This window comes from Streptomyces sp. LUP47B, from assembly GCF_001746295.1.
Taxonomy (GTDB): domain Bacteria; phylum Actinomycetota; class Actinomycetes; order Streptomycetales; family Streptomycetaceae; genus Streptomyces.
The window spans coordinates 112,766-137,224 of the sequence record NZ_MJAH01000005.1 but is presented as its reverse complement, the minus strand read 5'-3'; the positions used below and the strand labels follow the sequence as shown (position 1 = coordinate 137,224).

Genomic DNA, 24,459 nt, shown 5'->3' with positions numbered 1-24,459 from the left:
CGACCCGGTCCGGTACACCGTCACAGCTTCTGCAAAGATGACGACCGTCATGGTGCAGATACCGAAAACGCCCGCGCCCGTTTCCCCGGCGACGCGCTCGGTTCCCACGAGCGCCGATGTGGCCCGCCTGGCCGGCGTCTCACGAGCGACCGTCTCCTACGTCCTCAACAACACCAGCGCCGTCCGGATCAGTGAGCCCACGCGCCGCCGCGTCCACGCGGCCGCGAAGGAACTCGGGTACGTGCCGCACGCGGCCGCCCGCAGCCTGCGCGCCGGCCACAGCCGAATGGTCCTGATGCCCGCCCCGTCCATCCCGGTCGGCCCGCTCTACAGCCAGTTCATCAGTGAACTCCAGTGGGCCCTGGGCCGGTTGGACTACACCGTCGTGCAGTACGGCAGCGTCGGCCTGCAGGGCGACGAGGCAGCGCGTGCCTGGGCGGAGCTGCGCCCGGTCGCGGTCCTGGTGCCCGGCACGGGACTCGGTCCGCAGGGGGTGGCCCTGCTCCGGCGCTCCGGTGCCCGGGCGGTGGTCACCCTCGGTCCCGAGGCGGTCGAGGGGGCCCACGCCCTGCTCATGGACCACGCGGGCGTCGGCCACAGCGCCGCCGGCCACCTGTACGCCCGCGGCCGGCGCCGCATCGGCGTGGTGGTGCCCGAGGAGGCCGGCCTGGAGGCCTTCTCGCTGCCCCGCCTGGCAGGTGTCCGCAAGGCCCTGCACGGCACCGACGCCACGCTGACCGAGCTGCCCCTCGCCTACGAGGAGCAGGCCGCGGCCAAGCTCGCCGTCCGCTGGCGGGACCTCGGCCTCGACGCCGTGTTTGCGTACAACGACGAGTACGCGATGCTGTTAATGCGTGCCCTCCAGGACGAGGGCATCCGCATTCCGGAGGACACCGCCATGATCGGCGCCGACGACCTGCTCCTCGGCCGGCTGCTGCGGCCCCGGCTGAGCACGGTCCACCTCGACCTGCCGTCCGGCCGCGACCTCGCCGAACTGGTCGACCGCGCGGTGCGCGAACCCGGCGCCGCGACCGAGACCCACACGGTGCTGGGTGCCACGGTGGTGCACCGCGACTCCAGCTGACGCAGGGAGGGCCTGCCATGCGCACGACGGTCGGGATCATCGGCGGCGGCCCCGCCGGACTGCTCCTCGCCCGCATGCTGCACCGCGCGGGCATCGACTGTGTGGTCCTGGAGAGCAGGACGCGGGAGTACGTCGAACACCGGCAGCGTGCCGGGATGCTGGAGCAGGGCACGGTCGACGCCCTGCGCGCGTGCGGCGCCGCCGGACGTCTGGAGACCGAGGGACTGGTCCATCGGGGCATCGAGCTGCGGTTCGCGGGGGAGCGGCACCACATCGACTTCCCCGCCCTGACCGGTGGCCGTACGGTCACGATCTACGCCCAGACCGAGATCGTGAAGGATCTCGTCGCGCTCCAACTGGCCGAGGGGCCACCGCTGTTGTTCGGGGCGGAGGCTCTGGCGGTCGAGAAGCCGGAGAGTGACACCCCTGTCGTGCGGTTCCTGCACGAGGGCCGCGAACAGACGCTGACCTGCGACTGGATCGCGGGCTGCGACGGCTTCCACGGCATCTCCCGGGAGGCCTTCCCGGAGGCGACGAGCCGGACGTACGCGCACGACTACCCGTACTCCTGGCTCGGGATCCTCGCCGATGTCCCGCCGTCCTGCGAGGAGTTGATCTACGCACGTGGCGGGCGCGGCTTCGCCCTGCACAGCATGCGCTCGCCCGCCGTCTCCCGGCTCTACCTCCAGGTCCCGAACGGGACCGATCCCGACGACTGGTCCGACGAGCGGATCTGGGACGAGCTCGCCGCCCGCTTCGCGATCGACGCCGACTGGACACTGGAACGCGGCCCGATCACCGCCAAGTCGGTGACGCCCATGCGCAGTTACGTCCACGAACCGATGCGGTACGGCCGTCTCCTGCTGGCCGGCGACGCCGCGCACATCGTGCCGCCGACCGGGGCCAAGGGCCTCAATCTCGCCGTGTCCGACGTATGCGTGCTCGCTGGGGCCCTGACCGAACTGCACGGCACGGGATCGACACATCTGCTCGACGCATATTCAAAGTTGTGTCTTTCTCGTGTGTGGCAGGCCACGCGGTTCTCGTACGACATGACTAGGATGTTGCACGCTCAACCAAATGGGGATGCGTTCGAGAGCCGGATGCAGCTCGCACGCCTGCGCCGCATCACCGCATCCCGCCACGCGGCCGCCGAACTGGCCGCGAACTACACGGGACTTCCGCTCCCCGTGTGAGTCCCACCGGTGATCGAACGGAGAGCCGTCATGTCATTGCTCGACCCCAAGAGCTGGCAGCCCCACCCCCTTTCGGGACCTGAGTACGCCGTCACCGAGCCCGCCACCGGCGACACCCTCGCCACCGTCACCCTCGCCGGCGCCGAGGACGTGGAGCGCTCCGCGGCGGCCGCCCGTGCCGCCCAGACCGAATGGGCCCGGCTCCCGCACTTCGTGCGGGCCGGGGTGCTGCGCAAGGCCGGTGACCTGTTCTCCGCCCACGCCGACGAACTGCGCGAGTGGCTCGTCCGCGAGTCCGGGTCCATCCCCGGCAAGGCGGACTTCGAACTGCACGTGGCCGCCCAGGAGTGCTACGAGGCCGCCGCCCTCGCTTCCCGCCCCGCGGGCCAGGTCCTGCCCAGCGAGGCGCCCCGCCTGTCCTACACGCGCCGGATCCCGGTCGGCGTCGTGGGCGTGATCGCGCCCTTCAACGCCCCGCTGATCCTCTCGATCCGCTCCGTCGCCCCGGCCCTGGCGCTGGGGAACGCGGTGATCCTCAAGCCGGACCCGCGCACCGCGGTCTGCGGCGGCCTCTCGCTCGCCGCCGTCCTCGCCGAGGCCGGGCTGCCCGAGGGGCTGTTCCATGTCCTGCCCGGTGGCCCCGATGTCGGCCAGGCCCTGGTCGCCGACCCGCGGGTCCCCGTCATCTCCTTCACCGGATCGACCGCGGCGGGCCGCGCGGTGGGGGAGGCGGCGGGACGCCACCTCAAGCGCGCCCACCTGGAACTCGGCGGCAACTCCGCGCTGATCGTCCTGGAGGACGCCGACATCGAGGCCGTCATCTCCACGGCGGCCTGGGGATCCTTCTTCCACCAGGGCCAGATCTGCATGACGACGGGCCGGCACCTGGTCCACGACTCGCTGTACGAGGAGTACGTCGAGCGTCTGGCCGCCAAGGCCGACTCCCTCGCCGTCGGCGACCCCAACCGGGAGCAGGTCCACCTGGGCCCGATCATCGACGACAACCAGCTCGCCAAGGTGCGCGGTCTGGTCGAGGCCAGCACCGCCCAGGGGGCCAAGCTGGCGGCAGGCGGCACGCACGAGAAGCTCTTCTACCGTCCGACGGTCCTCGCCGGTCTCGACGACACCATGCCCGCCTACGCGGAGGAGGTGTTCGGGCCCGTCGCACCCGTACGGTCCTTCAGCACGGTCGACGAGGCCGCCGCCCTGGCCGCCGCGGGGCCGTACGGCCTCTCGCTCGGCATCGTCACCGGGGACGCGGCCCGCGGTCTCGACCTGGCGGAGAGGATCCCCACCGGCATCGTGCACATCAACGACCAGACCGTGAACGACGAGGCGGTCGCGCCCTTCGGCGGCATCGCCGCGTCCGGCACCGGCGCCCGGTTCGGCGGTGAGGCCAACGTGGAGGCCTTCACCGACGTGCGCTGGACGACGGTACGCGCGGACGTGGCGACCTACCCCTTCTGATCCGGGGCGTTACTCGCCGTTCTGCTCGGCCTGGGCCTGCTGCTCGGCCACGGACTTGCGGACCTCGTCCATGTCCAGCTTGCGGGCCTGCCCGATGACGTCCGTCAGGGCGGACTCGGGCAGCGCCCCGGGCTGGGCGAACACCGCGACCTGGTCGCGGACGATCATCAGCGTCGGGATGGACTGGATACCGAAGGCCTGGGCCAGCTCCGGCTGCGCCTCGGTGTCCACCTTGCCGAACACCAGGTCGGGGTTGTCCTCGGCGGCCTTCTCGTAGACCGGGGCGAACTGGCGGCAAGGACCGCACCAGGACGCCCAGAAGTCGATCAGGACGAACTCGTTGTCCGTGACCATCTGGTCGAAGTTCTCCTTGGTGAGCTCCACGGTGCTGCTCATGACGTGATCCCTCTTCCTGGTCTCGGAGCGAAGCCGTCGGCACAACACGGCCTGTCCGCCGGGTATTCCGCAGCTGTCACCACTCGGTATGCGGCGCGCGTACCCCTGGTGGCCCGCGCGCACACCAACCACCAGACTGGGCCCATGACGGAAACGGAAAACATCGCCTACGACGTTGTGGTTCTGGGTGCCGGGCCCGTGGGGGAGAACGTGGCCGACCGCACCCGCGCGGCCGGCCTCTCCACCGCGGTCGTGGAGAGCGAGCTGGTCGGCGGAGAGTGCTCCTACTGGGCCTGTATGCCCAGCAAGGCCCTGCTGCGGCCGGTGATCGCCCAGGCGGACGCGCGCCGCCTGCCGGGCCTGAGCGCCTCGGTGCAGGGCCCCCTCGACACGGCCGCGGTTCTCGCACGCCGGGACTACTTCACCTCGAACTGGAAGGACGACGGCCAGATCGGCTGGCTGGAGAGCATCGGCGCCGAGCTCCACCGCGGCCACGGCCGTCTGACGGGAGAGCGCACGGTCACGGTCACCGGCCCCGACGGCATACGGAAGGTGCTGACCGCCCGGCACGCCGTGGCCGTCTGCACCGGCACCCGGGCCGTCCTGCCCGACCTGCCGGGCCTCGACGAGGTCAAGCCCTGGACCAGCCGCGAGGCCACCAGCGCCAAGGCTGCGCCTGGACGGCTCGTCGTGGTCGGCGGGGGAGTGGTCGCCACCGAGATGGCCGCGGCCTGGCAGGCACTCGGCTCGCAGGTCACCCTTCTCGTGCGCGGGAAGGGCCTGCTCAACCGCATGGAGCCGTTCGCCGGCGAACTCGTCGCCGACGGGCTCACCGAAGCAGGCGTGAAGGTCCGCACCGGCACGTCGGTCGAGTCGGTCACCCGCGAGAACGGCACCGTCGTGGTCGTCACCGGCACCGGCGACCGTATCGTGGCGGACGAGATCCTCTTCGCCACCGGACGCGCCCCGCACACCGACGACATCGGCCTCGACACGATCGGCCGGGAGCCCGGCACCTGGCTGGAGGTCGACGACAGCCTCCGGGTGACCGGCAGCGACTGGCTCTACGCGGTCGGCGACGTCAATCACCGCGCGCTCCTCACCCACCAGGGCAAGTACCAGGCGCGCATCGCGGGCGCGGCGATCTCCGCCCGGGCCTCCGGGGCCCCGGTACAGGCGGGCCCCTGGGGCGCCCATGCCGCGACCGCCGACCACGACGCCGTACCCCAGGTCGTCTTCACCGACCCGGAGGCCGCCGCGGTGGGCCTCTCCCTGGCGGAGGCCGAACAGGCGGGCCACCGGGTCCGCGCGGTCGACTACGACCTCGCCTCGGTGTCGGGCGCCGGTCTCTACGGCGACGGCTACCGAGGGCGGGCCCGCATGGTCGTCGACCTGGAACGCGAGATCCTCCTCGGTGTCACCTTCGTCGGCCCCGGCGTCGGCGAACTGATCCACTCCGCGACGATCGCGGTCGTGGGCCAGGTCCCGATCAGCAGGCTGTGGCACGCGGTCCCGTCGTACCCGACGATCAGCGAGGTGTGGCTGCGGCTCCTTGAGGCCTACCGGGACAACTAGGGCAGCTCGAAGCCGAGGGACGCGGCCGCCTGCTCCGGCGTCGGTTGCGTCCACCGCTCGGCCATCGCCTGGTTCGAGGACAGCGAGCGCAACTCGGCGCGGTCGAGGTACAGCATGCCGTCGAGGTGGTCCGTCTCGTGCTGGACGATCCGCGCGGGCCAGCCGCCGAACACCTCGTCGACCGTGCGGCCCTTCTCGTCCTCGCCCGTCAGCCGTACCTGAGCGGGCCGTGCCACCACGGCCTGCCACCCCGGCACACTCAGACAGCCCTCGAAGAACGCCACCCGCTCGGTGCCGACCGGCTCGTACGACGGATTGACCAGGACCCGGAAGGGCTGCGGGACCCGCCCACGGGCCACCCGCACCTCTTCCGGTACGGGCGCCGGGTCCTCGATCACCGCGATGCGCAGCGGAACACCCACCTGCGGAGCGGCCAGCCCCACGCCGGGCGCCGCGTGCATCGTGACGCGCAGGGCCTCGACGAAGCGGGACAGGAGGCCGGCGTCCAGCTGGCCGTCGTAGCGCTCGGTGGGCCGCCGCAGGACCGGTTCGCCGGCCGCCACGATCGGCAGCGGACCGTCGGTGGCCAGGAGTTCCTCGACCAATTCGGCAAGGGGCGTGCGATGACTCGGAGTTGCCATCGCGCCAGGATGCCATGGCGCCGGGCGAGCCGCGCGCTTCCCGTGTGATGCGGGTCACTTCAAGTCCCGGGAACTCGATCCCCCCTTCCTCCGACTACTGGACCGCCACCGTCCCCAGCCCTCGGAGAAGCCGCCGATGTCCATCGCCCCCTCGACGACCACCGACGAGGCCCCGCAACCGGCCGCCCCCGCGCCGGCCCCCAGCAGATGGGCACCGCTGCGCCCGCTCGTGCTGCGTCTGCACTTCTACGCCGGCGTTCTCGTCGCCCCCTTCCTCCTCATCGCCGCCGTCACCGGCTTCCTGTACGCCGGCGCGTTCCAGGCCGAGAAGATCGTCTACCGGGACCAGATGACCGTCGCCGCCGTCGGCGACAGCAAGCTGCCCGTCTCCACCCAGGTCGCAGCCGCCCGCAAGGCGCACCCCGAGGGCACCGTCTCGGCCGTACGTCCTTCCCCCGAGGACGACGCGACGACCAGGGTGATGCTGTCCGGCGTCAAGGGAGTCGACCCGAACCACACCCTCGCCGTGTTCGTCGACCCGTACACCGGCAAGGTGCGCGGCGCGCTGGAACAGTACGGCTCCACCGGCGCGTTGCCGCTGCGCACCTGGATCGACGAGTTCCACCGCGACCTCCACCTCGGCGAGAACGGCCGCCTCTACAGCGAGTTCGCCGCCAGCTGGCTGTGGGTGATCGCGGGCGGCGGCATCGTGCTGTGGTTCTCCCGCCGGCGCGCCCTGCGCAAGGTCCGCGGTACCAGCGGGCGGCGCCGCACCCTCGGACTGCACGGCAGCGTCGGCGTCTGGGCCGCGGCCGGCTTCGTCTTCCTGTCGGCGACCGGACTGACCTGGTCGACGTACGCAGGCGCCAACATCGACGAACTCCGCACCTCCCTGGGCCAGTCCACGCCCTCGGTCTCCGCGGCCACGGGCGGCGACCACGCGGGCCACGGCGCGTCCGCCTCGGCCGGGGGCGCCGAGCACGGCGTCGGCCTCGACAAGGTGCTGGCCGCCGCCCGCGCCCAAGGGCTCGGTGACCCCGTCGAACTCGTGCCGCCCGCCGACGAGTCGTCGGCCTATGTCGTACGACAGGTGCAGCGCAGCTGGCCCGAGAAGCAGGACGCGGTCGCCGTCGATCCCACCAGCGGTGAGGTCACCGACACGGTGCGGTTCGCCGACTACCCGCTGCTCGCCAAGCTCACCCGCTGGGGCATCGACCTGCACACCGGCGTCCTGTTCGGGCTGGTCAACCAGATCGCCCTGATGCTCCTGGCGCTGTCGCTGGTCCTGCTGATCGTGTGGGGCTACCGCATGTGGTGGCAGCGCGGTCGCGGCTCCGCCTTCGGCCGGCCGATCCCGCGAGGCGCCTGGCAGCAGGTCCCGCCGCAGATCCTGGTACCCGGCGTGGTGGTCGTCGCCGTCCTCGGCTACTTCGTGCCGCTGCTCGGCATTCCGCTGGCCGGCTTCGTCGTCGCCGACGTGATCCTCGGTGAGGTCGCCCACCGGCGGGGCAAGAGGGGCGTGGCGGCCTGAGACGTGTGCGGGCCCGGTTCCTGTACGGAACCGGGCCCGGTCGCGTGTTCGGCTACTTGTTCAGGGCGGCGAGCTCCTCGTCGGCCCGCTCGGTGATGAGGCTCAGTACGCGTCCGGCGACCGCGAGGTCCTCCTCCGGGATGCCGGCGTAGACCCGGGCGGAGATGGGCGCGGTCTCGGCGGACGTCGTCTCGAACAGCTTCCGTCCGGTGTCCGTGATCCGCACCTGGGACGGCTCCTGGGGAGCCAGCAGTCCCGCGGAGATCAGCTCGTCGACCACGGAGTGCGCCTCCGTCGCGTCGATCTTCAGTGCGCCGACCAGGTCCTCGACGATGCGGTCACGCTCGACCGGGCCCTCGGCGACGGCGGCGAGCCGCAGGGTGACGGACTGCTGGAAGGTCGCGCCGTGGCGGGCCAGGACGTTCTCGAGAAGTGCGCGGGCGGCGTAGTGGGCCAGGGCTATGACGCGGGGGTTGAGGACGGGAGTGGTGGTGGTCATGACTGCTCCTCCAGGTTCACGTTCGTCGGGTCGAGAGGTGCGTCGAGCAGGGTCGCCAGCTCGCGCTTGAACTCCCGCGTGCGCGCGCTGTCCAGGCCTCCGAGCGGGGCAAGCAGTTGCTCCAGGAGCCCCTGGACGACCTTGATGGCGCGCAGGGTCCGCTCACGGCCCTCCTCGGTCAGCGCCAGTTGCACCGCGCGCGGGTCGCGGGGATCCCGGGTGCGTTCCAGGAGTCCGGCGCTCTCCAGGGAGCGCGCCAGCTTGGAGACGTAGAGCGGTTCGAGGCCGGTCTGGTCGGCGAGGCGTCGCTGGCTCGGGCGTTCGCCGCCGCTCTGCATGCCGTACAGCGATGCCACCAGCGAGTACTGGGCGTGGGTCAGGCCCAGCGGCGCCACCGCGCGGTCGACCGCGACCCGCCACTTCATCGACAGTCGCCAGACCAGGAAACCGGGCGTCGCGCCCTCGGATGCCGTACTCATGCTCGATACAGTACATGGCTACTATATCCATGGCTACTATTTTCCGGCCGGATCACAGGCGGCCCGCGGAACGACCGTCGCGGAGCCCGGAGGGAGGACCTGACGGGAATCGCCTCACGGGTCTAGGTTGGGCGTCATGAGCAATCTTGATCGCGAGCCGGTTCCCGCCCTGTGCGGCGGACGCGGCTTCGTGGTGGCGGAACCCGTGCGCGAACTCCTGAGCCCTCGGCGCGTCAAGCTCGGCGAGTCCAGCGAGGTACGCCGGCTTCTTCCCAACCTGGGCCGCCGCATGGTCGGCGCCTGGTGTTTCGTCGATCACTACGGCCCCGACGACATCGCCGACGAGCCGGGCATGCAGGTGCCCCCGCACCCGCACATGGGCCTGCAGACGGTGAGCTGGCTGCACCAGGGCGAGGTGCTGCACCGCGACTCCACCGGCAGCCTCCAGACCATCCGCCCCCGTGAGTTGGGGCTGATGACCTCCGGTCGCGCGATCAGCCACTCCGAGGAGAGCCCGAAGTCCCACGCCCGCTTCCTGCACGGCGCCCAGCTCTGGGTCGCTCTGCCGGACGGCCACCGGCACACCGACCCGCGCTTCGAGCACCACGCCGAGCTGCCGCAGATCACGGCACCCGGCCTGACGGCCACGCTGATCCTGGGCGACCTCGACGGCGCACGCTCACCCGGAACGGCGTACACCCCCATCGTCGGCGCCGACCTGTCCCTCGCCCGCGGCGCGGACGTACGCCTGCCCCTGGTACCGGACTTCGAGTACGCCGTCCTGTCCATGTCCGGCGAGGCCCACGTGGACGGCGTACCGCTCCTGCCCGGCTCGATGCTCTACCTCGGCTGCGGCCGCACCGAACTCCCGCTGCGCGCCGAGTCGGACGCGGGCCTGATGCTCCTGGGCGGCGAGCCGTTCGAGGAGGAGCTCGTCATGTTCTGGAACTGGATCGGACGATCCCAGCAGGAGATCGAGCAGGCCCGCGAGGACTGGATGACGGGGTCCCGCTTCGGCGAGGTGAAGGGCTACGACGGAGCCCCACTGCCCGCTCCGGAGCTGCCACCGCTGCCGTTGAAGCCACGGGGGAGGGTGCGCTGAGCTGTAGCGATGTGCCGGTGAAGTTGCCTGGGCGGTTGATGCCGACGTGCGGCAGCGTGCGGGCGGCCGGGACGTAACAGGATGCGGCAGCCGTGGTGGTCACCTGACTCGACAGTTTGAGGGCCTGCTTGAGGTCACCAGGGACGAGTGCACGCGGGACACCCCGCGGCCGGCAAGGCAGAGGCGGCACGCGGCCGTCGCCGTCGCTCGCTTGGGCACCGGTGGTCAGTGTCTTCTCTCATCGCCCGTCCGCGCGTGACGGTCCGTCAGCTGCGCTGGTTCGAGCGCGGGGCGGGTCCGGGGTGCCGAGTGCCGCGCGGGTGGGTCGCGCTTCCGTGGGGGCCGGCTGGCTGGCGCAACCACGGTGGAGCCGGCGGACACGGGAAGCATCGCAGGTGAGCGCGTAGTACCGCGGTACCACGCGTATGGCCCAGATCAGCCTCCCGGTACCACCGCACCGGGGTGATCCGGCACCTAGCGTTGCCGGTGCGGCGTCGAAGTGTCGGACGCCGGAGCCCGACAGAAAGAACGCGAATGATCGACGCACGGCAGCTGACCAAGAAGTACGGCGAGAAGACAGCCGTCGACGGACTGGACTTCGTCGTGAAGCCGGGCACGGTGACCGGCTTCCTGGGGCCGAACGGCGCGGGCAAGTCCACGACCATGCGCATGATCGTCGGCCTCGACGCCCCGACGAGCGGTTCCGTCACCGTGAACGGCAGCCACTACGCCCGCCACCAGGCGCCGCTCCAGGAGGTCGGCGCGCTCCTGGAGGCGAAGTCGATCCACCCCGGCCGTTCGGCGTACAACCACCTCAGGGCCCTCGCGCTGACTCATGGCATTCCGGGCCGCCGGGTCGACGAGGTCATCGATCTCGCCGGGCTGGGCAGTGTGGCGAAGAAGCGGGCCGGCGCCTTCTCCCTCGGAATGGGCCAGCGGCTCGGCATCGCCGCCGCCCTGCTGGGCGACCCGCAGACGGTGATGCTGGACGAGCCGGTCAACGGGCTGGACCCGGAGGGCGTGCTCTGGATCCGCAACCTGCTCAAGGGGCTCGCCGACGAGGGCCGGACGGTGTTCGTGTCCTCGCACCTGATGAGCGAGATGGCCCTGGTGGCGGACCACCTGATCATCGTGGGGCGCGGGCGGCTGCTGGCCGACACGACCGTGGAGGCGCTCATCCGCGAGGCGGGCGGAGACACCGTGAAGGTGGCGACGCAGGACCCGGCGCGGCTGCGGGACGTGCTCGCCGGGCCGGGCGTCGACGTCACCGGCCAGGTCGGCTCCGAGGAACTGCAGGTGACCGGGCTGACCGCCCGCGAGATCGGGTTGAAGGCGGCCGAGCAAGGGATCGCCCTGTTCGAGCTGAGCGCGCGGACCGTGTCGCTGGAGGAGGCGTTCATGGACCTGACCAGGGATGCCGTGGAGTACCACGGCACCACGACCGGCATCGAGACCCTCGGGAGGACCGCATGAGCACCCTCACCGCAACCGCCGAGGAACCCCGGACCACCCCTGCCCGCCCCGCCTACCGGGTGACCGGACGGCGCGTGCTGGCCTCCGAATGGGCCAAGTTGTGGTCCCTGCGCTCGACCTGGATCACCTTGGGCCTGGGCCTGCTGTTCCTGGTGGCCTTCGGCCTCATCGCGGCGAGCCGCTACAAGTCGGGGATCGACTCCGGCAACCTCGACTCGGACTTCGCCGACTCGACGACCGTGAGCCTGTCCCTCTTCGGTACGAACTTCGCCCAGCTGGCCCTGGGTGTGCTCGGCGTGCTGGTCACGGCGGGGGAGTACTCGACCGGCATGATCCGCTCGACGCTCGCCGCGGTGCCCCGCCGACTGCCCGTGCTGTGGTCCAAGGCGGCCGTGTTCGGACTGGTCGCGCTGGTGGTGGGGACGCTGGGCGCCTTCGTCACCTTCCTGATCGGAAGCGGCATCGTCTCGGGTACGCCGGCGGACGTGAGCTTCTCGCACGCGGGTGTCCTGCGGAGTCTGCTGGGCGCCGGGCTCTACCTCGGCCTGGTCGGGGTGATCGGCGCCGCCCTGGGCGCACTGCTGCGGTCGGTGGCCGGCGGGATCTCGGTCCTGGTGGCTGCCCTGATGCTGATCCCCGGACTGATCTCACTGCTGCCGAGCTCCTGGCAGAACGACATCAGCCCCTACCTGCCGTCCAACGCCGGGGAGGCGATGTTCGCCCTGACCCACGACTCCACGACCCTGTCGCCGGGCGCCGGACTGCTGGTGTTCCTGTGCTGGACGGCGCTGGCGCTGGGCGGCGCGGCCTACCGGCTCGTGCGCAGTGACGTCTGACGCCCGCACCATGTACAGGTGACGTCCGTGACCACCGATGACCTCAGCGGGATGGGACCGCTGGTCGCCCGTCTGTCCCGGGGCGGCCAGCGGCTGCGGCATGCCGACCGGACACATCCCTGGGTGCTGGACACCTCGGTGGTGGTCCTGGTCTTCCTGATGTTCTGCCTGCCCGATCTGATCCATGGCGGTGTGGACGACGGTGACAGCCCGCATCGTTTCCGGGTGGCCTTCACCCACCTGCCCGTCGCGGGGATGCTGGTCCTGCAGGCCGGACTGGTACTGCCCCTGCTGTGGCGGCGGCGCACGCCCGAGGTGGCGTTCGGCGTCATCGCCGCGGTGTTCGTCCTGCAGTGGTCCCTGGGCGCCGCGCTGCGTGCGGACATCGCCCTCTTCGTCGCGCTGTACAGCCTGGCCCTGCACGGGCGGCTGCGGAAGTTGCCGTGGGCCTGTGCGGTCATGGCGGGCGCCATGGTGCTGGTCGCGGTCCGCGCGTCGTCGGCCGTGTCCGTGTGGGACGCGCTGTTCTTCCTGCTGAGCACGGCGACGGCGGCCCTCGCGCTCGGCCTGATGGTTCGGATCCGCCGGGCGCAGCTCGACGGACTGCGCGACCGGGCCGCCCGGCTGGAGATAGAGCGCGACCAGCGCAGCAGGCTGGCCACGGCCACCGAACGCACCCGTGTCGCCCGCGAGATGCACGACATCGTCGGCCACAACCTGTCCGTCATCATCACGCTCGCCGACGCCGGCGCCTACGCCGCGGACATCCGACCCGAACGAGGCAAGGAGGCCCTGCAGCTCATCGGCGACACCGGTCGACAGGCCCTGGGAGAACTGAGGCGCGTGCTCGGCGTGCTCCGCGAGGCGGCGGACGGTCCCCCGTCGGGGCCGGAACTCAGCCCGCAGCCCGGGACCGCGGACGTCGAGGCGTTGTGCGCCAAGGTGCGCGCCGCCGGACTTGAGGTCTTCTACCGGACCTCCGGCGGCATCGACGCCCTGGACAGCGGGGTGCAGTTGACGGTGTACCGCATAGTCCAGGAAGCCCTCACCAACACCCTGAAGCATGCCGCCCCCGACACCCGGGTGCACCTGGCGATCCTCGTCGAGGACAGTCGGCTGACCATCCGGGTCCAGGACACGGGTCCGGACGCATCGCCCGGACCGCCGAACGAGGAAGGGCATGGCCTGGTGGGCATGCGAGAGAGAGCGGCCTTGTACGGCGGCACCGTCAGCGCGGGACCGGCGGCCGGCGGAGGATGGAGCGTCGAGGCCGTCCTCGACCTCACGCCGGGAAGCGGCGGTGAGCGATGACCACCGTGCTCATCGTGGACGACCAGCCGCTGCAACGCTACGGCTTCCACCTGCTCCTGGACTCCGTCCCCGAGACCGAGGTCGTCGGTGAGGCGGCCCACGGCGCCGAAGCGGTCCGCAAGACGGCGGAACTGCGACCGGACGTCGTCCTGATGGACGTCCGCATGCCCGGCATGGACGGCATCGAGGCCACCCGCCGCATCGTCGCCGCGGGCGGCCGCTCACACGTCCTCGTGCTCACCACCTTCGACCTCGACGAGTACGTGCACGCCGCCCTGCGGGCCGGCGCGAGCGGGTTCCTCCTCAAGGACGCACGCCCCGAGGAGCTCCTTGCCGGGATCCGTGCGGTCGCCGTCGGCGACGCCGTGATCGCGCCCGCTCTCACCCGCCGCCTCCTTGAGGAGTTCGCCCAGTACGTCCCCTCCCACCGAACGGATACCGCCGAGGACCCGAGGCTCGCCTCGCTGACCGACCGTGAACGCGAGATCCTCGTGGCCGTCGGCAAAGGCTGGACCAACGGGGAGATCGCCGCGCGGTTCGTGCTGTCCGAGTCCACCGTCAAGACGCATGTCGGCCGGGTCCTGGCCAAGATCGGAGCCCGCGACCGCATCCAGGCCGTGATCTTCGCCTACGACTGCGGCCTCGCCCGTCCCGCCGTGGACTGAACCGACGGGGCGAAAGGCTTCCCTCCCCGTGGTCACCTGCGACCGTCCTGGATACGGCGGCAGCGCCGCCCTGCGCGGCGAGATCTCATTCCGTCGGAACGCCCCGGTCCTCCAAGGGCGATCGCGCACCGCCGGCTCTCCCCCGCTCACCCGTGCCGACGAGGCACCGTTGCCTACGGTCGGCCCGATCCGCCGGACAGGCCCCGGCCTCCGGGCGCCCCCGCGCGCAGTCCGTCCATGACGATGTCCAGCAGACGGGTCGCCTGCGGCTGCCAGTTGTCGTCGGGAGCGAGCTGCCACAGGCCGGCGATGGCCAGCATGAAGTCGTCGGGCGTGACGCCGGGACGGATCGTGCCCGCCTCCTCGCATGCGCGGAGCAGGAGGTCGGCCGCGTCGGTCACCGGGGTGTGACCCGGCTTCGCCACCTTCCCGGACGAGGTGCTCAGGGCCTGACGGATCGCCTCCGCCAAGCCGGCCTTGGCCATCGCGAACCGGGCGAGGTGGTCCATCCACGCCCGCAGCGCGCGGTCAGGTTCCATGGTCTCCAGCAGCACGGACGCGGTGTCGGCGATCTGCTGTACGCCGTGGCGGTAGAGCTCGAGCACGAGCGTCTCGCGGTTGGGGAAGTTCCGGTAGAACGTGCCCTGGCCGACGCCCGCCTTCTTGGCGATCGCGCTCAGCGGGGTGTCGGCGGCCCGGGACAGCTCGGCGAGGGCCACTTCCAGGATGCGTTCGCGGTTGCGTTGCGCGTCCGAGCGCAGGCGCGGGTCGTTCTTCTGCCGCACTCGTCCTCCTCGCCGACTCGTGTCCGAAAGCGGTCCTTGAGAACCGGACAGTTGTCCACTACGTTCAGGACCGGTAGCGGACAGCTGTCCGCTTGAGCTCACTCTAGCGTCGGACTGACGCCCCGACGTGTCCGGGACACGTGAAAGAAGGCTGAACATGGCCCCAGCCCCCTCGTCGACGTCCAGTGACATCACCCTGAACATCAACGGCGAGAAGCACACCCTGCCCGTCGACCACCGCACCACCCTGCTCGACGCCCTGCGCGAGCGCCTCGACCTGACCGGCACCAAGAAGGGCTGCGACCAGGGGCAGTGCGGCGCCTGCACCGTACTGCTCGACGGGCGCCGGTCGGTGTCCTGTCTGCAGCTCGCCGTGGCCGCCGAAGGACGCGAGATCACCACGATCGAGGGCATGGCGGAGGGCGACCGACTGCACCCGGTGCAGCAGGCGTTCCTCGATCTGGACGGCTACCAGTGCGGCTACTGCACCCCCGGCCAGATCTGTTCGGCGATCGCGGTGATCGAGGAACACGCGGCCGGCTGGCCGAGCGCCGTCACCGATGACGTCCGCCCCGAGGCAGGACCACCACCCCTGAGTGCCGAGGAGATCCGGGAACGGATGAGCGGGAACCTGTGCCGCTGCGGCGCGTACGTGTCGATCGTCCAGGCCGTGGCCCGGGCAGCGGAAGCGAAATCCGAGGAGGCCGCAGCGTGAGGGAGTTCGTCTACGACCGGGCCCTCGACGTCTCCGGGGCCCTGGCCCTGCTGGACGCCGACCCCGACGCCCGTTACCTCGGCGGCGGTACCAACCTCGTCGATCTGATGAAGACCGGCGTCGAGCGGCCCACCCGCCTGGTCGACGTCCGCGAACTGCCGCTGGACGGCATAGAGCCGACGGCGGACGGCGGCCTGCGCATCGGCGCCACCGTCACCAACAGCGACCTCGCCGCCCACCCCGAAGTCCGCCGACGTTACCCGGCGTTGGCCCAGGCGGTCCTGGCCGGCGCCTCCGGTCAGCTGCGCAACATGGCCACCGTCGGCGGCAATCTGCTCCAGCGCACCCGCTGCGGCTACTTCGCCGACGTGACCAAGCCCTGCAACAAGCGTGTGCCCGGCAGCGGTTGTCCCGCGATCGAGGGCGAGCACCACAACCACGCCATTCTGGGCGCCTCCGAGCACTGCGTGGCCACCCACCCCTCGGACATGGGCGTCGCGCTGACCGCCTTCGACGCGGTTGTCTCGTACGAAACCGCCGACGGGTCCGGCGAGTTGGCGCTCGCCGACTTCTACCTGCCGGTCGGCGACACCCCCCACCGGGAGACCGCGCTGCCGCCGGGCGCGCTGATCACCGGCGTCACGCTGCCGCCCGCTCCGGTGGCCGCCCGCTCCCGCTACCGCAAGGTGCGCGAGCGTGCCTCGTACGCCTTCGCCATCGGCTCGATCGCCGCCGCGCTCGACGTCCAGGACGGCGTCGTCCGCGAGGTGCGCCTCGCCTTCGGGGCGGTCGCGTCCCGGCCGTGGCGGGCAACGGCGGCCGAGCGCGTCCTGACCGGGGCGCCCGCCGACGCCGAGACCTTCGCGGCCGCCGCGGACGCCGAACTCGCGGCGTCGAAGCCGCTGCCGCGCAACGCATACAAGGTGACCCTCATGCGCAACCTCGTCGTGGCCGTGCTGGCCGAACTGGCCGAGGAGGCCGCCCGATGACCACCGCCCCCACGGCACGCACCAACGCCGTCGGCACCGCGCACACCCGCGTGGAGGGCCGCGACAAGGTCACCGGAGCCGCCCGCTACGCCGGCGAGATCCCGTTCGCCGACCTCGCGCACGGCTGGCTGGTGCTGTCCACGGTCGCCCGTGGCCGCATCCGCTCCGTCGACACCGCCGACGTCCTCGCCATGCCCGGCGTGGTCGCCGTCCTGCACCACGGCAACGCCCCGCGGGTCGAGACCGGGTACGTCGGTCTGCTGGGCGTCCCGGACCCGACCGTGACCGTCTTCCAGCACGACCGGGTGCCGCACGCGGGCTGGCCGGTGGCGCTGGTCGTCGCCGAGACCGCCGAACAGGCCCGGGAGGCCGCCGAGGCGCTGGTCGTGCACTACGAACAGGAACCGCACGACGTCGACTTCGCCGGCGAGCACCCCGACGCGTACCCGGTGGACTTCCATGGGCCGGCGGTGATCGAGAAGGGCGACCTGGAGGCCGAACTCGCCGCGTCCGCGGTGGTCGTGGACGTCGAGTACACCACCCCGGAAGAGCACCACGGCATGATGGAGCCGCACGCGGCCACCGCCCGCTGGGACGGCGGCCGGCTCGAAGTCGTCGACTCGAACCAGGGCACCTTCTGGGTCGCGAGCGAACTCGCACAGATGTTCTCGCTCGACCCGTCCGCCGTCCGGGTGCGCTCCGAACACGTCGGCGGCGGCTTCGGCAGCAAGGGCATCCGCGCCCACCAGGTGGCCGCCGTCATGGCCGCGACCGAACTGCAGCGCCCGGTCCGCGTGGTCATGACCCGCCGTCAGATGTTCTCCCTCACCGGCTACCGCAGTCCCACCCGGCAGCGCCTGCGGCTCGGCGCGGACGCCGACGGCCGGCTGCGCGCGCTGGAGCACCGTTCCCTGAGCGCCACCTCCACCGTGCACGAGTTCATCGAGACGGCCGCCGGCCCGGCCCGGACCATGTACGGCGCCGACGCCCACCACACCGCCAACCGCCTTGTACGACTCGACGTGCCGACCCCGACCTTCATGCGCGCGCCGGGCGAGGCACCGGGGTCGTTCGCGCTGGAGTCGGCGATGGACGAACTCGCCGAGAAGTGCGGCCTCGACCCGATCGAACTGCGCGTCCGCAACGACCCCGAGACGGGCCCGGTGTCCGGGCTGCCGTTCAGCGGCCGCAACCTGATCGCCTGTTTCCGGGAGGGCGCCAGCAGGTTCGGCTGGGCCGACCGTGACCCGCGCCCCGGCCTGCGCCGCGAGGGACGCTGGCTGCTCGGCACCGGCACGGCGGCCGCGTCCTTCCCGGCGGGCGCCGGCCCGTCCACCGCGGCCGTGACGGCTCAGGCGGACGGCACCTTCACCGTGGGGGTCAACGCCGCCGACATCGGCACCGGCGCGCGGACCGCGCTCACCCTGGTCGCCGCCGACGCCCTTCGGACCGCGACGGAAAACGTCCGGGTGCGCATCGGCGACAGCGACCTCGGCCCCGCGTTCATCGCCGGCGGCTCCATGGGCACCCGCTCCTGGGCCTGGGCTGTCATGGCCGCCGCGGAGGAGCTGCGGGAGCGGCTCGCCCTCGGCGCCGACATCCCGCCGGAGGGGATCACCGTACGGTCCGACACCACGGAGGCCATCGGCGCACTCGCGCAGAAGGAACGGCATTCCTTCGGCGCCCAGTTCGCCGAGGTCGCCGTCGACCCCGCCACCGGCGAGGTCCGGGTGCGCCGGATGCTCGGCATCTTCGCGGCCGGCCGGATCGTCAACCCGCTCACCGCCCGCAACCAGTTCGTCGGCGGCATGACCTGGGGCATCTCCATGGCCCTGCACGAGGAAGCCGTCCGCGACCGGGCCTCCGGCGGCCACTACGGCGCCGATCTCGCCGGCTATCACGTCGCCGCCCACGCCGACGTCCCGGCCATCGAGGCGGACTGGATCGACGACCCGGACCCCGACGACCCGGTCGGCATCAAGGGCATCGGCGAGATCGGCATCGTGGGCGCCGCCGCGGCCATCGCCAACGCGGTCTGGCACGCGACCGGCGTACGCCACCGGGACCTGCCGATCCGCCCCGACCGCGTCCTGACGGCAGGCGGCCATGCTTGACCTCGCCGCGGAGCTGCACCGCTGGATGGAGGAGGGGCGCGCGTTCGCCGTCGCCACCGTCGTGGCCGTCGGCGGCAGCGCCCCGCGCGGACCGGGCGCCGCCCTCGCCGTCGACAGCGAGGGCACGGTCATCGGCTCGGTCTCCGGCGGCTGCGTGGAGGGAGCGGTGTACGACCTGTGCGTCCAGGCGCTCCAGGACGGCGAGACGGTCGTCGAACGGTTCGGCTACAGCGACGAGGACGCCTTCGCGGTCGGGCTGACCTGCGGCGGGATCATCGACGTCATGGTCACCCCGGTCGGCACGGACGCGCCCGCGCGGCCGGTGCTCCGGTCGGCCCTGTCGGCCGCCGCCCGGGACGAGCCGGCAGCCGTCGCCCGCGTCGTACGCGGACCCGCCGAACTCCTCGGCACGGCACTGCTCGTGCGGCCCGGCGAGGTGAGGCGGGGGTCATCCCGGGCGGAGTTCGGGGGAGGCACGCACGAAGGCGGACTGGGCGGGCAGGCGGAGCTGGACCGTACCGCGGCCGGCGAGGCCCGCGCCCTTCTGGACGCCGGCCGCACCGGCACGGTCGAGCTGTCGGCGGACGGCTCGCGCTGCCCCGGCGGACTGACCTTGCTCGTCGAGTCGAGTGTGCCGCCGCCCCGCATGATCGTCTTCGGGGCGGTCGACTTCGCCGCGGCACTCGTACGGGTGGGCAAGTTCCTCGGTTACCACGTGACCGTGTGCGACGCCCGCCCGGTCTTCGCCACCCGAGCCCGCTTCCCCGAGGCCGACGACGTCGTGGTCGACTGGCCGCATCGCTACCTGCGCGGCACCGCGACCGACGCGCGCACGGTGCTGTGCGTTCTGACCCACGACGCCAAGTTCGACGTACCCCTGCTGGAAGCGGCCCTGCGGATGCCGGTCGCGTTCGTCGGCGCGCTGGGCTCCCGGCGCACGCACGCCGACCGGGACCGACGGCTGCGTGAAGCGGGCCTGACCGACGGGGAGTTGGCCCGGCTGCGGTCGCCGATCGGCCTCGACCTCGGTGCCCGAACCCCCGAGGAGACGGCCCTGTCCATCGCGGCGGAGATCGTCGCTGCCCGACGGGGCGGAACGGGCACGCCGCTGACCACGTCGGGCAGACCAATCCATCACGAGGAGACGCACGGCGCGGGGACGAGTTCCGGCCCCTGGGCGCGGAGCACCGTGCCGACGCGATCGTCCGTGCCGAGCCTGCGGTAGTCGCCGGCCGCGCGCCGCGGCGCGCTCGTGGACCGTACGGTCGGAGCCGCTCCGACGGCGCACGGCCGACGAGCGGCCCTGACAGTGGCTCCTTGGCCCGGCCGCGGGAGCGGGCCCGCGCGGTGATCGCCGCGCAGGTCCCTGCCCGGGCCTGTTCGATGGCCGTGGCGCGGCCGTTCGTCCGGTCAGGCGTACGGATCGAAGCCGATCCCCGACGGCTTGGCGCGGTCGAGGGCGTACTGGAAGTCGCCGTCGTCGATCTTGAGGGTCGCCGAGCCGAAGTCGGCGGCGATGAGCTTGTCGCGGTACCCGGCGGGATAGCCGTTCCACCCGACGAGACGAGGGAAGAACCATCCGCCGGTGGCGTTCTCCGGCGGCTCGTCGTTGCCGCTCGCGAACCGGAAGCAGTGGGTCGAGACACCGTCCTTGTGATAGACGATCTTCGGGTGGGTGCCGTCGAAACGCACCGCGGAACGGGCCGCCACCTGGTAGCCGGAGTGCTGCGACACCGACACGTACTGCACCTGGTCGCCGAGGACCCACACCACGACGTGCTCCCAGTCATGGGTGTGCCCGATGGCCGCCGGGCCCAGGGTCGCCTGGTCCTTCTCGAAGTAGCTGGCGTACATCACGGCACACCAGCCGTTGTCGCACTTGGCCCGTGAGTAGGTGTTGGCGTTGGCCAGTTGGGCGTAGTCGTGGCACTTGCCGTTGACGTCGCCGCCGAGTTTCAGCCCGGGATTGATCGTGCCGTCGGCGCCGATCGCGGCGGTGGCGTAGCAGCCGTCGCCGTCGTAGTCGTAGGCGGGGGAGTAGGTCTGCTCAAGACCGTCGGCGTTCTGGGGCAGCAGGGTCAGCACGTTCGCGTGGGCGCTCGCGGGGATCGCCACGACGAGCGCCAGCGCGCCCAGAACCGTGATCAGTGATCTCAACTTCCGCATGCCGTGCCCCTGTTCAGCAGTAGAGGTTGCCGCCGGGGGCGACCCCGAGGATCGAGGTGAACCGGTTGTAGGCGTCGACGCGGCTCTGCACCTGGGCCGGGTTGCGGCCGTCGCACTCCAGGGAGCCGTTGATGCTGCGGATCGTCTGGCCGAAGCCGGCCTGGTTGACCATCGCGTTGTGCGGGGTCATGGTGCCGGGGCCGGACTGGGTGTTCCAGTACCAGAGGCCGGTCTTCCAGGCCACGGCGGAGTCGTTCTGCACCAGCCAGGGGTTGTTGAGCAGGTCGAGCCCCAACGCGTCGCCTGCCGCCTTGTAGTTGAAGTTCCAGGACAGCTGGATCGGGCCGCGCCCGTAGTACGCGGCCTGGCCCGCCGGGCAGCCGTACGGCTGGTTCCAGTCGCAGTAGGTGGGGTAGTTGGCGGTGTTCTGCTCGACGATGTGGACGAGACCGCCGGTCTCGTGGTTGACGTTGGCGAGGAAGGCCGCGGCCTCCTGCTTCCTCACCGTGTCGCTGCCGGTGTCGGCGAAGCCGGGGTAGGCGCTCAGCGCCGCGACCAGGCCGCTGTACGTGTAGAAGGAGTTCCGGCTCGGGAACATCTGGTTGAACTGCGCCTCGGTGACGACGAATCCGGACGGGGTGCTCCCGCCGCCGCTCGCGGGCGCGTTCCACTTCTGGTTGGCCGTACCGGCGCAGGTCCAGATCTGGAGCCGGGCGCCGTTGGCGCTGGTGTTGTCCCGGACGTCCAGGCACTTGTTCGCGGCCGGGTTGACGATGTCGCGCGCGGCGGAGACCACCCACTGCTGGTTGGCGCCGCCGGAACAGTCCCACAGCTGTACGGCCGCCCCGTCGGCGGTACCGCGGTCGGCGACGTCCAGACACTTGCCGAGCGCCCGCAGGGTCCCGTCACCGGAGTTGGACCAGATCTGCGCGCCGGTGCCGTTGCAGTCGTAGAGCTGTACGGCCGTGCCGTTGGCGGTGCTCGCGCCCGCCACGTCGACGCACTTGCCGGCGAGGCCGGTGATCGTGCCGGCGGCGGCGTGTGCGGGCGTCACCGTGAACAGCGCGGTGAGCACGGCGGCGAGGACGGGGAAGACCGCGAAGCGACCTCTGCGGAGGGAAACGGACATGGGTGAGCACGCTCCTTGAGGGGGGTGTAGGAGGCCGCCCCCCGTCGCGGGGGGCGGCCGAAGGACGGAGCTCTACGGGTAGCTGGTCAGATTGGCCACGTTGGTCGAGGAGTTGGACGGGCCGCCGGTGCCGTTGACGACGTGCCGGATGGTGCCGGTGCCGCCGAGGGAGACCGTCACCATGCTCTGGAAGCGCACGCCCGCGGTGTTGGGCGCCTCGATGGCCCGTTCCGCGACCACGCCCGGGTTCACGTTGAAGTAGCAGTAGCTGCCGAGGCCGTAGGCCTGGTGGCTGGTGACCGAGTCGGCGACCTTGTAGGCGGCGTAGCCCTGCGTGGAACCGTTCATCCACGCAGCCTGGTTGGGCGGGTCGTAGGGCATCTCGTTCTGGTAGAAGTACGTGCGGCCGCCGTTGCCGTTCCAGATGGTCTGGTACTTCTGGTAGTGCTCGACGAACAGGCCGTACGCCGTGACGTTGTCACCGTTGACGATCAGGCCCGTGTCCGCGGTGTTGCTGGTCCAGCCGACGCCGCTGCCGTGGTCGGCGCGCCAGATCCACGTGTGGTCGGCGATGACGTTGTCGCTGTTGATCACGAGGCTGGTGGTCGCCTTGCCGACGCCCGCGCCGCCGACGCGGAAGTACACGTCGTGCAGGGAGGTCGGGTTCGCCGCGTGGGAGGCGGAGGAGCCGGTCGGCCCGACCTCCATCAGGGTGGGCGAGTTGGTGGTGCCCGCGTCGAAGAGGACACCCGCGACCTGCACGCCGTCGACGTCGGCCACCTTCATCGCTGTGACGCCGTTGTCCGGGACGAACGTGGCGAGTCCGAGGCCGAGTACGACGGTGTCGGCGCGGTTCACCTGGAGCGTCTGGTTCAGGTGGTACACCCCGGGCGTGACCAGGAGGTTCTTGCCCGCCGCCAGCGCCGCGTTGATGTCCGCGGCACTCGCGCCCGGCTTCACGACGTAGAAGGTGTCCAGGGACAGGGAGCTCCCGGACGGGGAGCCGTTCGCCCAGCTGGTACCGCTGGAGTTGGACCGTACGGACGGCACGAACACCTTGTAGGCGCCGTCGCCGCCGACGTACAGGAAGGGCTTCTCCCGGCTCACCGGGGACTGCGCGACGGTGGTGTGGGGCGGGTTGGGGAACGTGGTGCCGGGGACGCCCTGGCTGCCTACGAAGACCATGTTCCAGTTGGCGCCGGTCCAGCTGCCGAGCTGGGAGTTGCGGGTCAGCCACTGTTGCTGGCTGCCGGAGTCGACCTGACCGTCGATCTTCGTGTCGGCGAGCAGGCCGCCGCTGGACCAGCCGTTGTCGTCGAGGGCGAGATTGCCGCGCAGATGCATCCGGCGGTACGCCGCCGCCTGCGAGACCGCCCAACGGTCGCTGCCGTTGGTGGGGTTGACGGACAGGTTCTCGGCCCCGCGCCAGAAGTTCTGCGTCGCGTTGCCCTGGAACCAGTCGGCCTCGGCGTGCACCGCGCCGTTGACCGTGACCGAGTCCGGGCTCAGACCGAGCCCCGCCGCCTGCGTGTAGAAGCCGACGTTGACGTCCGCGCTGTAGGAGCCCGGCTTGAACAGGACGGCGTAGCGCTGGGCGCCGAACTGGTTGGTCTCCTGCTGCTGGAAGATCGAGTTCAGCCGCGACTGGATCGTCGAAGTCGGCATCGACGGGTCGAAGACGACCACGTTGGGCCCCAGGTCCGGGTTGGTGGCCGACTGGGCCACGGGGACCACCTGGAAGCGCTGGGCGGCGCTGCCGTTGCACGTGTACTGCACGAACTGCACGCTGTCGGCGGTCGAGGCGCTCGGATCGTCCAGGCACTTGCCGCTGTTGCGGTTGACGAAGTGGTAGGCGCCGCCGCCCTCGTGCACGGGCAGCCACTGCTGGTTGGCGCCTCCGCCGTAGGCCCAGAGGTGGACAGGAGCGCTGTCGGCGGTGGAGACGTCGGCCACGTCCACGACCTGGCCGGTGTCGTTGCGGTTGTCGATACGGACGTAGCCGTCGCTCGTGGCGGTGAAACTCCACTGCTGGGCCGTGGTGCTGTTGCACGCGTACTGCTGGACGGCGGTGCCGTTGGCGGTGCCGGCCGACCTCGCGTCCAGACAGCGTCCACTTGCCGCGTTCATGACAGTAGAAAAGCCGGTGGGCAGCGCGGTGGCGGCACCGGCAGGCGTGGCGAGGAAGGTCAGGGCAGACGCGGCGGCCACCGTGGCGAGGGTGGCGGCGCCGGATCTGCGGAGGCGCGTGAGGGTGTGCATGCGCAGAGCCCTTCGTGGGGGGTGAGGGTGTCGCGAGGTGTCTGGCT

At 71.5% G+C, this 24,459-nt stretch carries 22 protein-coding genes; 14 read left to right on the top strand and 8 right to left on the bottom strand.

All coding sequences use genetic code 11. The annotated features are described in order from the left end of the window. Window positions 1-37 precede the first annotated feature (37 nt). The 3 genes from BFN33_RS16785 to BFN33_RS16775 are packed head-to-tail and all read left to right on the top strand — an operon-like array spanning window position 38 to window position 3,747. Entirely contained in the window at window positions 38-1,084 is a 1,047-nt protein-coding gene (locus BFN33_RS16785) for a LacI family DNA-binding transcriptional regulator (protein ID WP_176742401.1), read from the top strand. Between the two features lie 17 nt (window positions 1,085-1,101). Next, window positions 1,102-2,280 (top strand): 4-hydroxybenzoate 3-monooxygenase, encoded by a 1,179-nt coding sequence (locus tag BFN33_RS16780; protein WP_069760869.1) that lies wholly within the window; start codon window positions 1,102-1,104, stop codon window positions 2,278-2,280. 30 nt (window positions 2,281-2,310) lie between these two features. Then, complete coding sequence (locus BFN33_RS16775) at window positions 2,311-3,747, top strand: benzaldehyde dehydrogenase (protein WP_069760868.1); 1,437 nt, start codon at window positions 2,311-2,313, stop codon at window positions 3,745-3,747. Between the two features lie 9 nt (window positions 3,748-3,756). Here BFN33_RS16775 and trxA read toward each other — a convergent pair whose 3' ends face one another. Next, on the bottom strand, window positions 3,757-4,143 hold the full coding sequence (trxA, locus tag BFN33_RS16770; RefSeq protein WP_069760867.1) for a thioredoxin: 387 nt from the start codon (window positions 4,141-4,143) through the stop codon (window positions 3,757-3,759). Window positions 4,144-4,287: 144 nt separating this feature from the next. Between trxA and BFN33_RS16765 the strand changes: the two genes are divergently transcribed. Further along, window positions 4,288-5,718, top strand: coding sequence for an NAD(P)/FAD-dependent oxidoreductase (locus tag BFN33_RS16765; protein ID WP_069760866.1), 1,431 nt, complete (start codon window positions 4,288-4,290; stop codon window positions 5,716-5,718). On the opposite strand, the gene BFN33_RS16760 is transcribed toward BFN33_RS16765, so the two are convergent. Then, window positions 5,715-6,359, bottom strand: coding sequence for a peptide deformylase (locus BFN33_RS16760; protein WP_069760865.1), 645 nt, complete (start codon window positions 6,357-6,359; stop codon window positions 5,715-5,717). The genes BFN33_RS16765 and BFN33_RS16760 overlap by 4 nt on opposite strands. Before the next feature lie 136 nt (window positions 6,360-6,495). On the opposite strand from BFN33_RS16760, the gene BFN33_RS16755 reads away from it, so the two are divergent. Continuing rightward, window positions 6,496-7,890, top strand: coding sequence for a PepSY domain-containing protein (locus tag BFN33_RS16755; protein ID WP_069760864.1), 1,395 nt, complete (start codon window positions 6,496-6,498; stop codon window positions 7,888-7,890). A gap of 52 nt (window positions 7,891-7,942) precedes the next feature. On the opposite strand, the gene BFN33_RS16750 is transcribed toward BFN33_RS16755, so the two are convergent. Then, complete coding sequence (locus tag BFN33_RS16750) at window positions 7,943-8,389, bottom strand: winged helix DNA-binding protein (RefSeq protein WP_069760863.1); 447 nt, start codon at window positions 8,387-8,389, stop codon at window positions 7,943-7,945. Then, window positions 8,386-8,868 carry a MarR family winged helix-turn-helix transcriptional regulator gene (locus tag BFN33_RS16745; protein ID WP_069760862.1) on the bottom strand — a complete coding sequence of 161 codons (483 nt, stop codon included), beginning with the start codon at window positions 8,866-8,868 and terminating at the stop codon, window positions 8,386-8,388. Before BFN33_RS16745 ends, BFN33_RS16750 begins: the two co-directional genes overlap by 4 nt. A 136-nt stretch (window positions 8,869-9,004) precedes the next feature. Here BFN33_RS16745 and BFN33_RS16740 point away from each other — a divergent pair, with 136 nt between their 5' ends. From BFN33_RS16740 to BFN33_RS16720, 5 genes are all read left to right on the top strand, one after another. Continuing rightward, window positions 9,005-9,970 (top strand): pirin family protein, encoded by a 966-nt coding sequence (locus BFN33_RS16740; protein WP_069760861.1) that lies wholly within the window; start codon window positions 9,005-9,007, stop codon window positions 9,968-9,970. Between the two features lie 534 nt (window positions 9,971-10,504). After that, the gene (locus tag BFN33_RS16735; RefSeq protein ID WP_069760860.1) at window positions 10,505-11,443 is read left to right on the top strand and encodes an ABC transporter ATP-binding protein; all 939 of its coding nucleotides are present in this window, start codon (window positions 10,505-10,507) and stop codon (window positions 11,441-11,443) included. Next, a complete protein-coding gene (locus BFN33_RS16730; RefSeq protein ID WP_069760859.1) occupies window positions 11,440-12,279 on the top strand; it encodes a hypothetical protein in 840 nt (279 codons plus the stop codon). The genes BFN33_RS16735 and BFN33_RS16730 overlap by 4 nt, the downstream gene beginning before the upstream one ends. A 27-nt stretch (window positions 12,280-12,306) precedes the next feature. After that, window positions 12,307-13,590 carry a sensor histidine kinase gene (locus BFN33_RS16725; protein ID WP_069760858.1) on the top strand — a complete coding sequence of 428 codons (1,284 nt, stop codon included), beginning with the start codon at window positions 12,307-12,309 and terminating at the stop codon, window positions 13,588-13,590. Next, the gene (locus BFN33_RS16720; protein WP_069760857.1) at window positions 13,587-14,255 is read left to right on the top strand and encodes a response regulator transcription factor; all 669 of its coding nucleotides are present in this window, start codon (window positions 13,587-13,589) and stop codon (window positions 14,253-14,255) included. The genes BFN33_RS16725 and BFN33_RS16720 overlap by 4 nt, the downstream gene beginning before the upstream one ends. A 173-nt stretch (window positions 14,256-14,428) precedes the next feature. On the opposite strand, the gene BFN33_RS16715 is transcribed toward BFN33_RS16720, so the two are convergent. Continuing rightward, the gene (locus tag BFN33_RS16715) at window positions 14,429-15,040 is read right to left on the bottom strand and encodes a TetR/AcrR family transcriptional regulator (RefSeq protein WP_069760856.1); all 612 of its coding nucleotides are present in this window, start codon (window positions 15,038-15,040) and stop codon (window positions 14,429-14,431) included. Between the two features lie 157 nt (window positions 15,041-15,197). On the opposite strand from BFN33_RS16715, the gene BFN33_RS16710 reads away from it, so the two are divergent. The 4 genes from BFN33_RS16710 to BFN33_RS16695 are packed head-to-tail and all read left to right on the top strand — an operon-like array spanning window position 15,198 to window position 20,083. After that, entirely contained in the window at window positions 15,198-15,755 is a 558-nt protein-coding gene (locus tag BFN33_RS16710; RefSeq protein ID WP_069760855.1) for a (2Fe-2S)-binding protein, read from the top strand. After that, on the top strand, window positions 15,752-16,744 hold the full coding sequence (locus BFN33_RS16705) for a xanthine dehydrogenase family protein subunit M (RefSeq protein WP_069760854.1): 993 nt from the start codon (window positions 15,752-15,754) through the stop codon (window positions 16,742-16,744). Before BFN33_RS16710 ends, BFN33_RS16705 begins: the two co-directional genes overlap by 4 nt. Then, window positions 16,741-18,858, top strand: coding sequence for a xanthine dehydrogenase family protein molybdopterin-binding subunit (locus BFN33_RS16700; protein WP_069760853.1), 2,118 nt, complete (start codon window positions 16,741-16,743; stop codon window positions 18,856-18,858). The genes BFN33_RS16705 and BFN33_RS16700 overlap by 4 nt, the downstream gene beginning before the upstream one ends. Beyond that, on the top strand, window positions 18,851-20,083 hold the full coding sequence (locus BFN33_RS16695; protein ID WP_069760852.1) for an XdhC family protein: 1,233 nt from the start codon (window positions 18,851-18,853) through the stop codon (window positions 20,081-20,083). Before BFN33_RS16700 ends, BFN33_RS16695 begins: the two co-directional genes overlap by 8 nt. 185 nt (window positions 20,084-20,268) lie before the next feature. Here BFN33_RS16695 and BFN33_RS16690 read toward each other — a convergent pair whose 3' ends face one another. The 3 genes from BFN33_RS16690 to BFN33_RS16680 all read right to left on the bottom strand — a co-directional run bounded on the left by BFN33_RS16690 (window position 20,269) and on the right by BFN33_RS16680 (window position 24,412). Then, window positions 20,269-21,024: an NPP1 family protein gene (locus BFN33_RS16690; protein WP_069760851.1), complete on the bottom strand. Its 756-nt coding sequence runs from the start codon at window positions 21,022-21,024 to the stop codon at window positions 20,269-20,271. A 13-nt stretch (window positions 21,025-21,037) separates the two neighbouring features. After that, window positions 21,038-22,153, bottom strand: coding sequence for a chitinase (locus BFN33_RS16685; protein WP_069760850.1), 1,116 nt, complete (start codon window positions 22,151-22,153; stop codon window positions 21,038-21,040). Between the two features lie 72 nt (window positions 22,154-22,225). Next, window positions 22,226-24,412: an RICIN domain-containing protein gene (locus tag BFN33_RS16680; RefSeq protein ID WP_069760849.1), complete on the bottom strand. Its 2,187-nt coding sequence runs from the start codon at window positions 24,410-24,412 to the stop codon at window positions 22,226-22,228. Window positions 24,413-24,459: the final 47 nt, after the last annotated feature.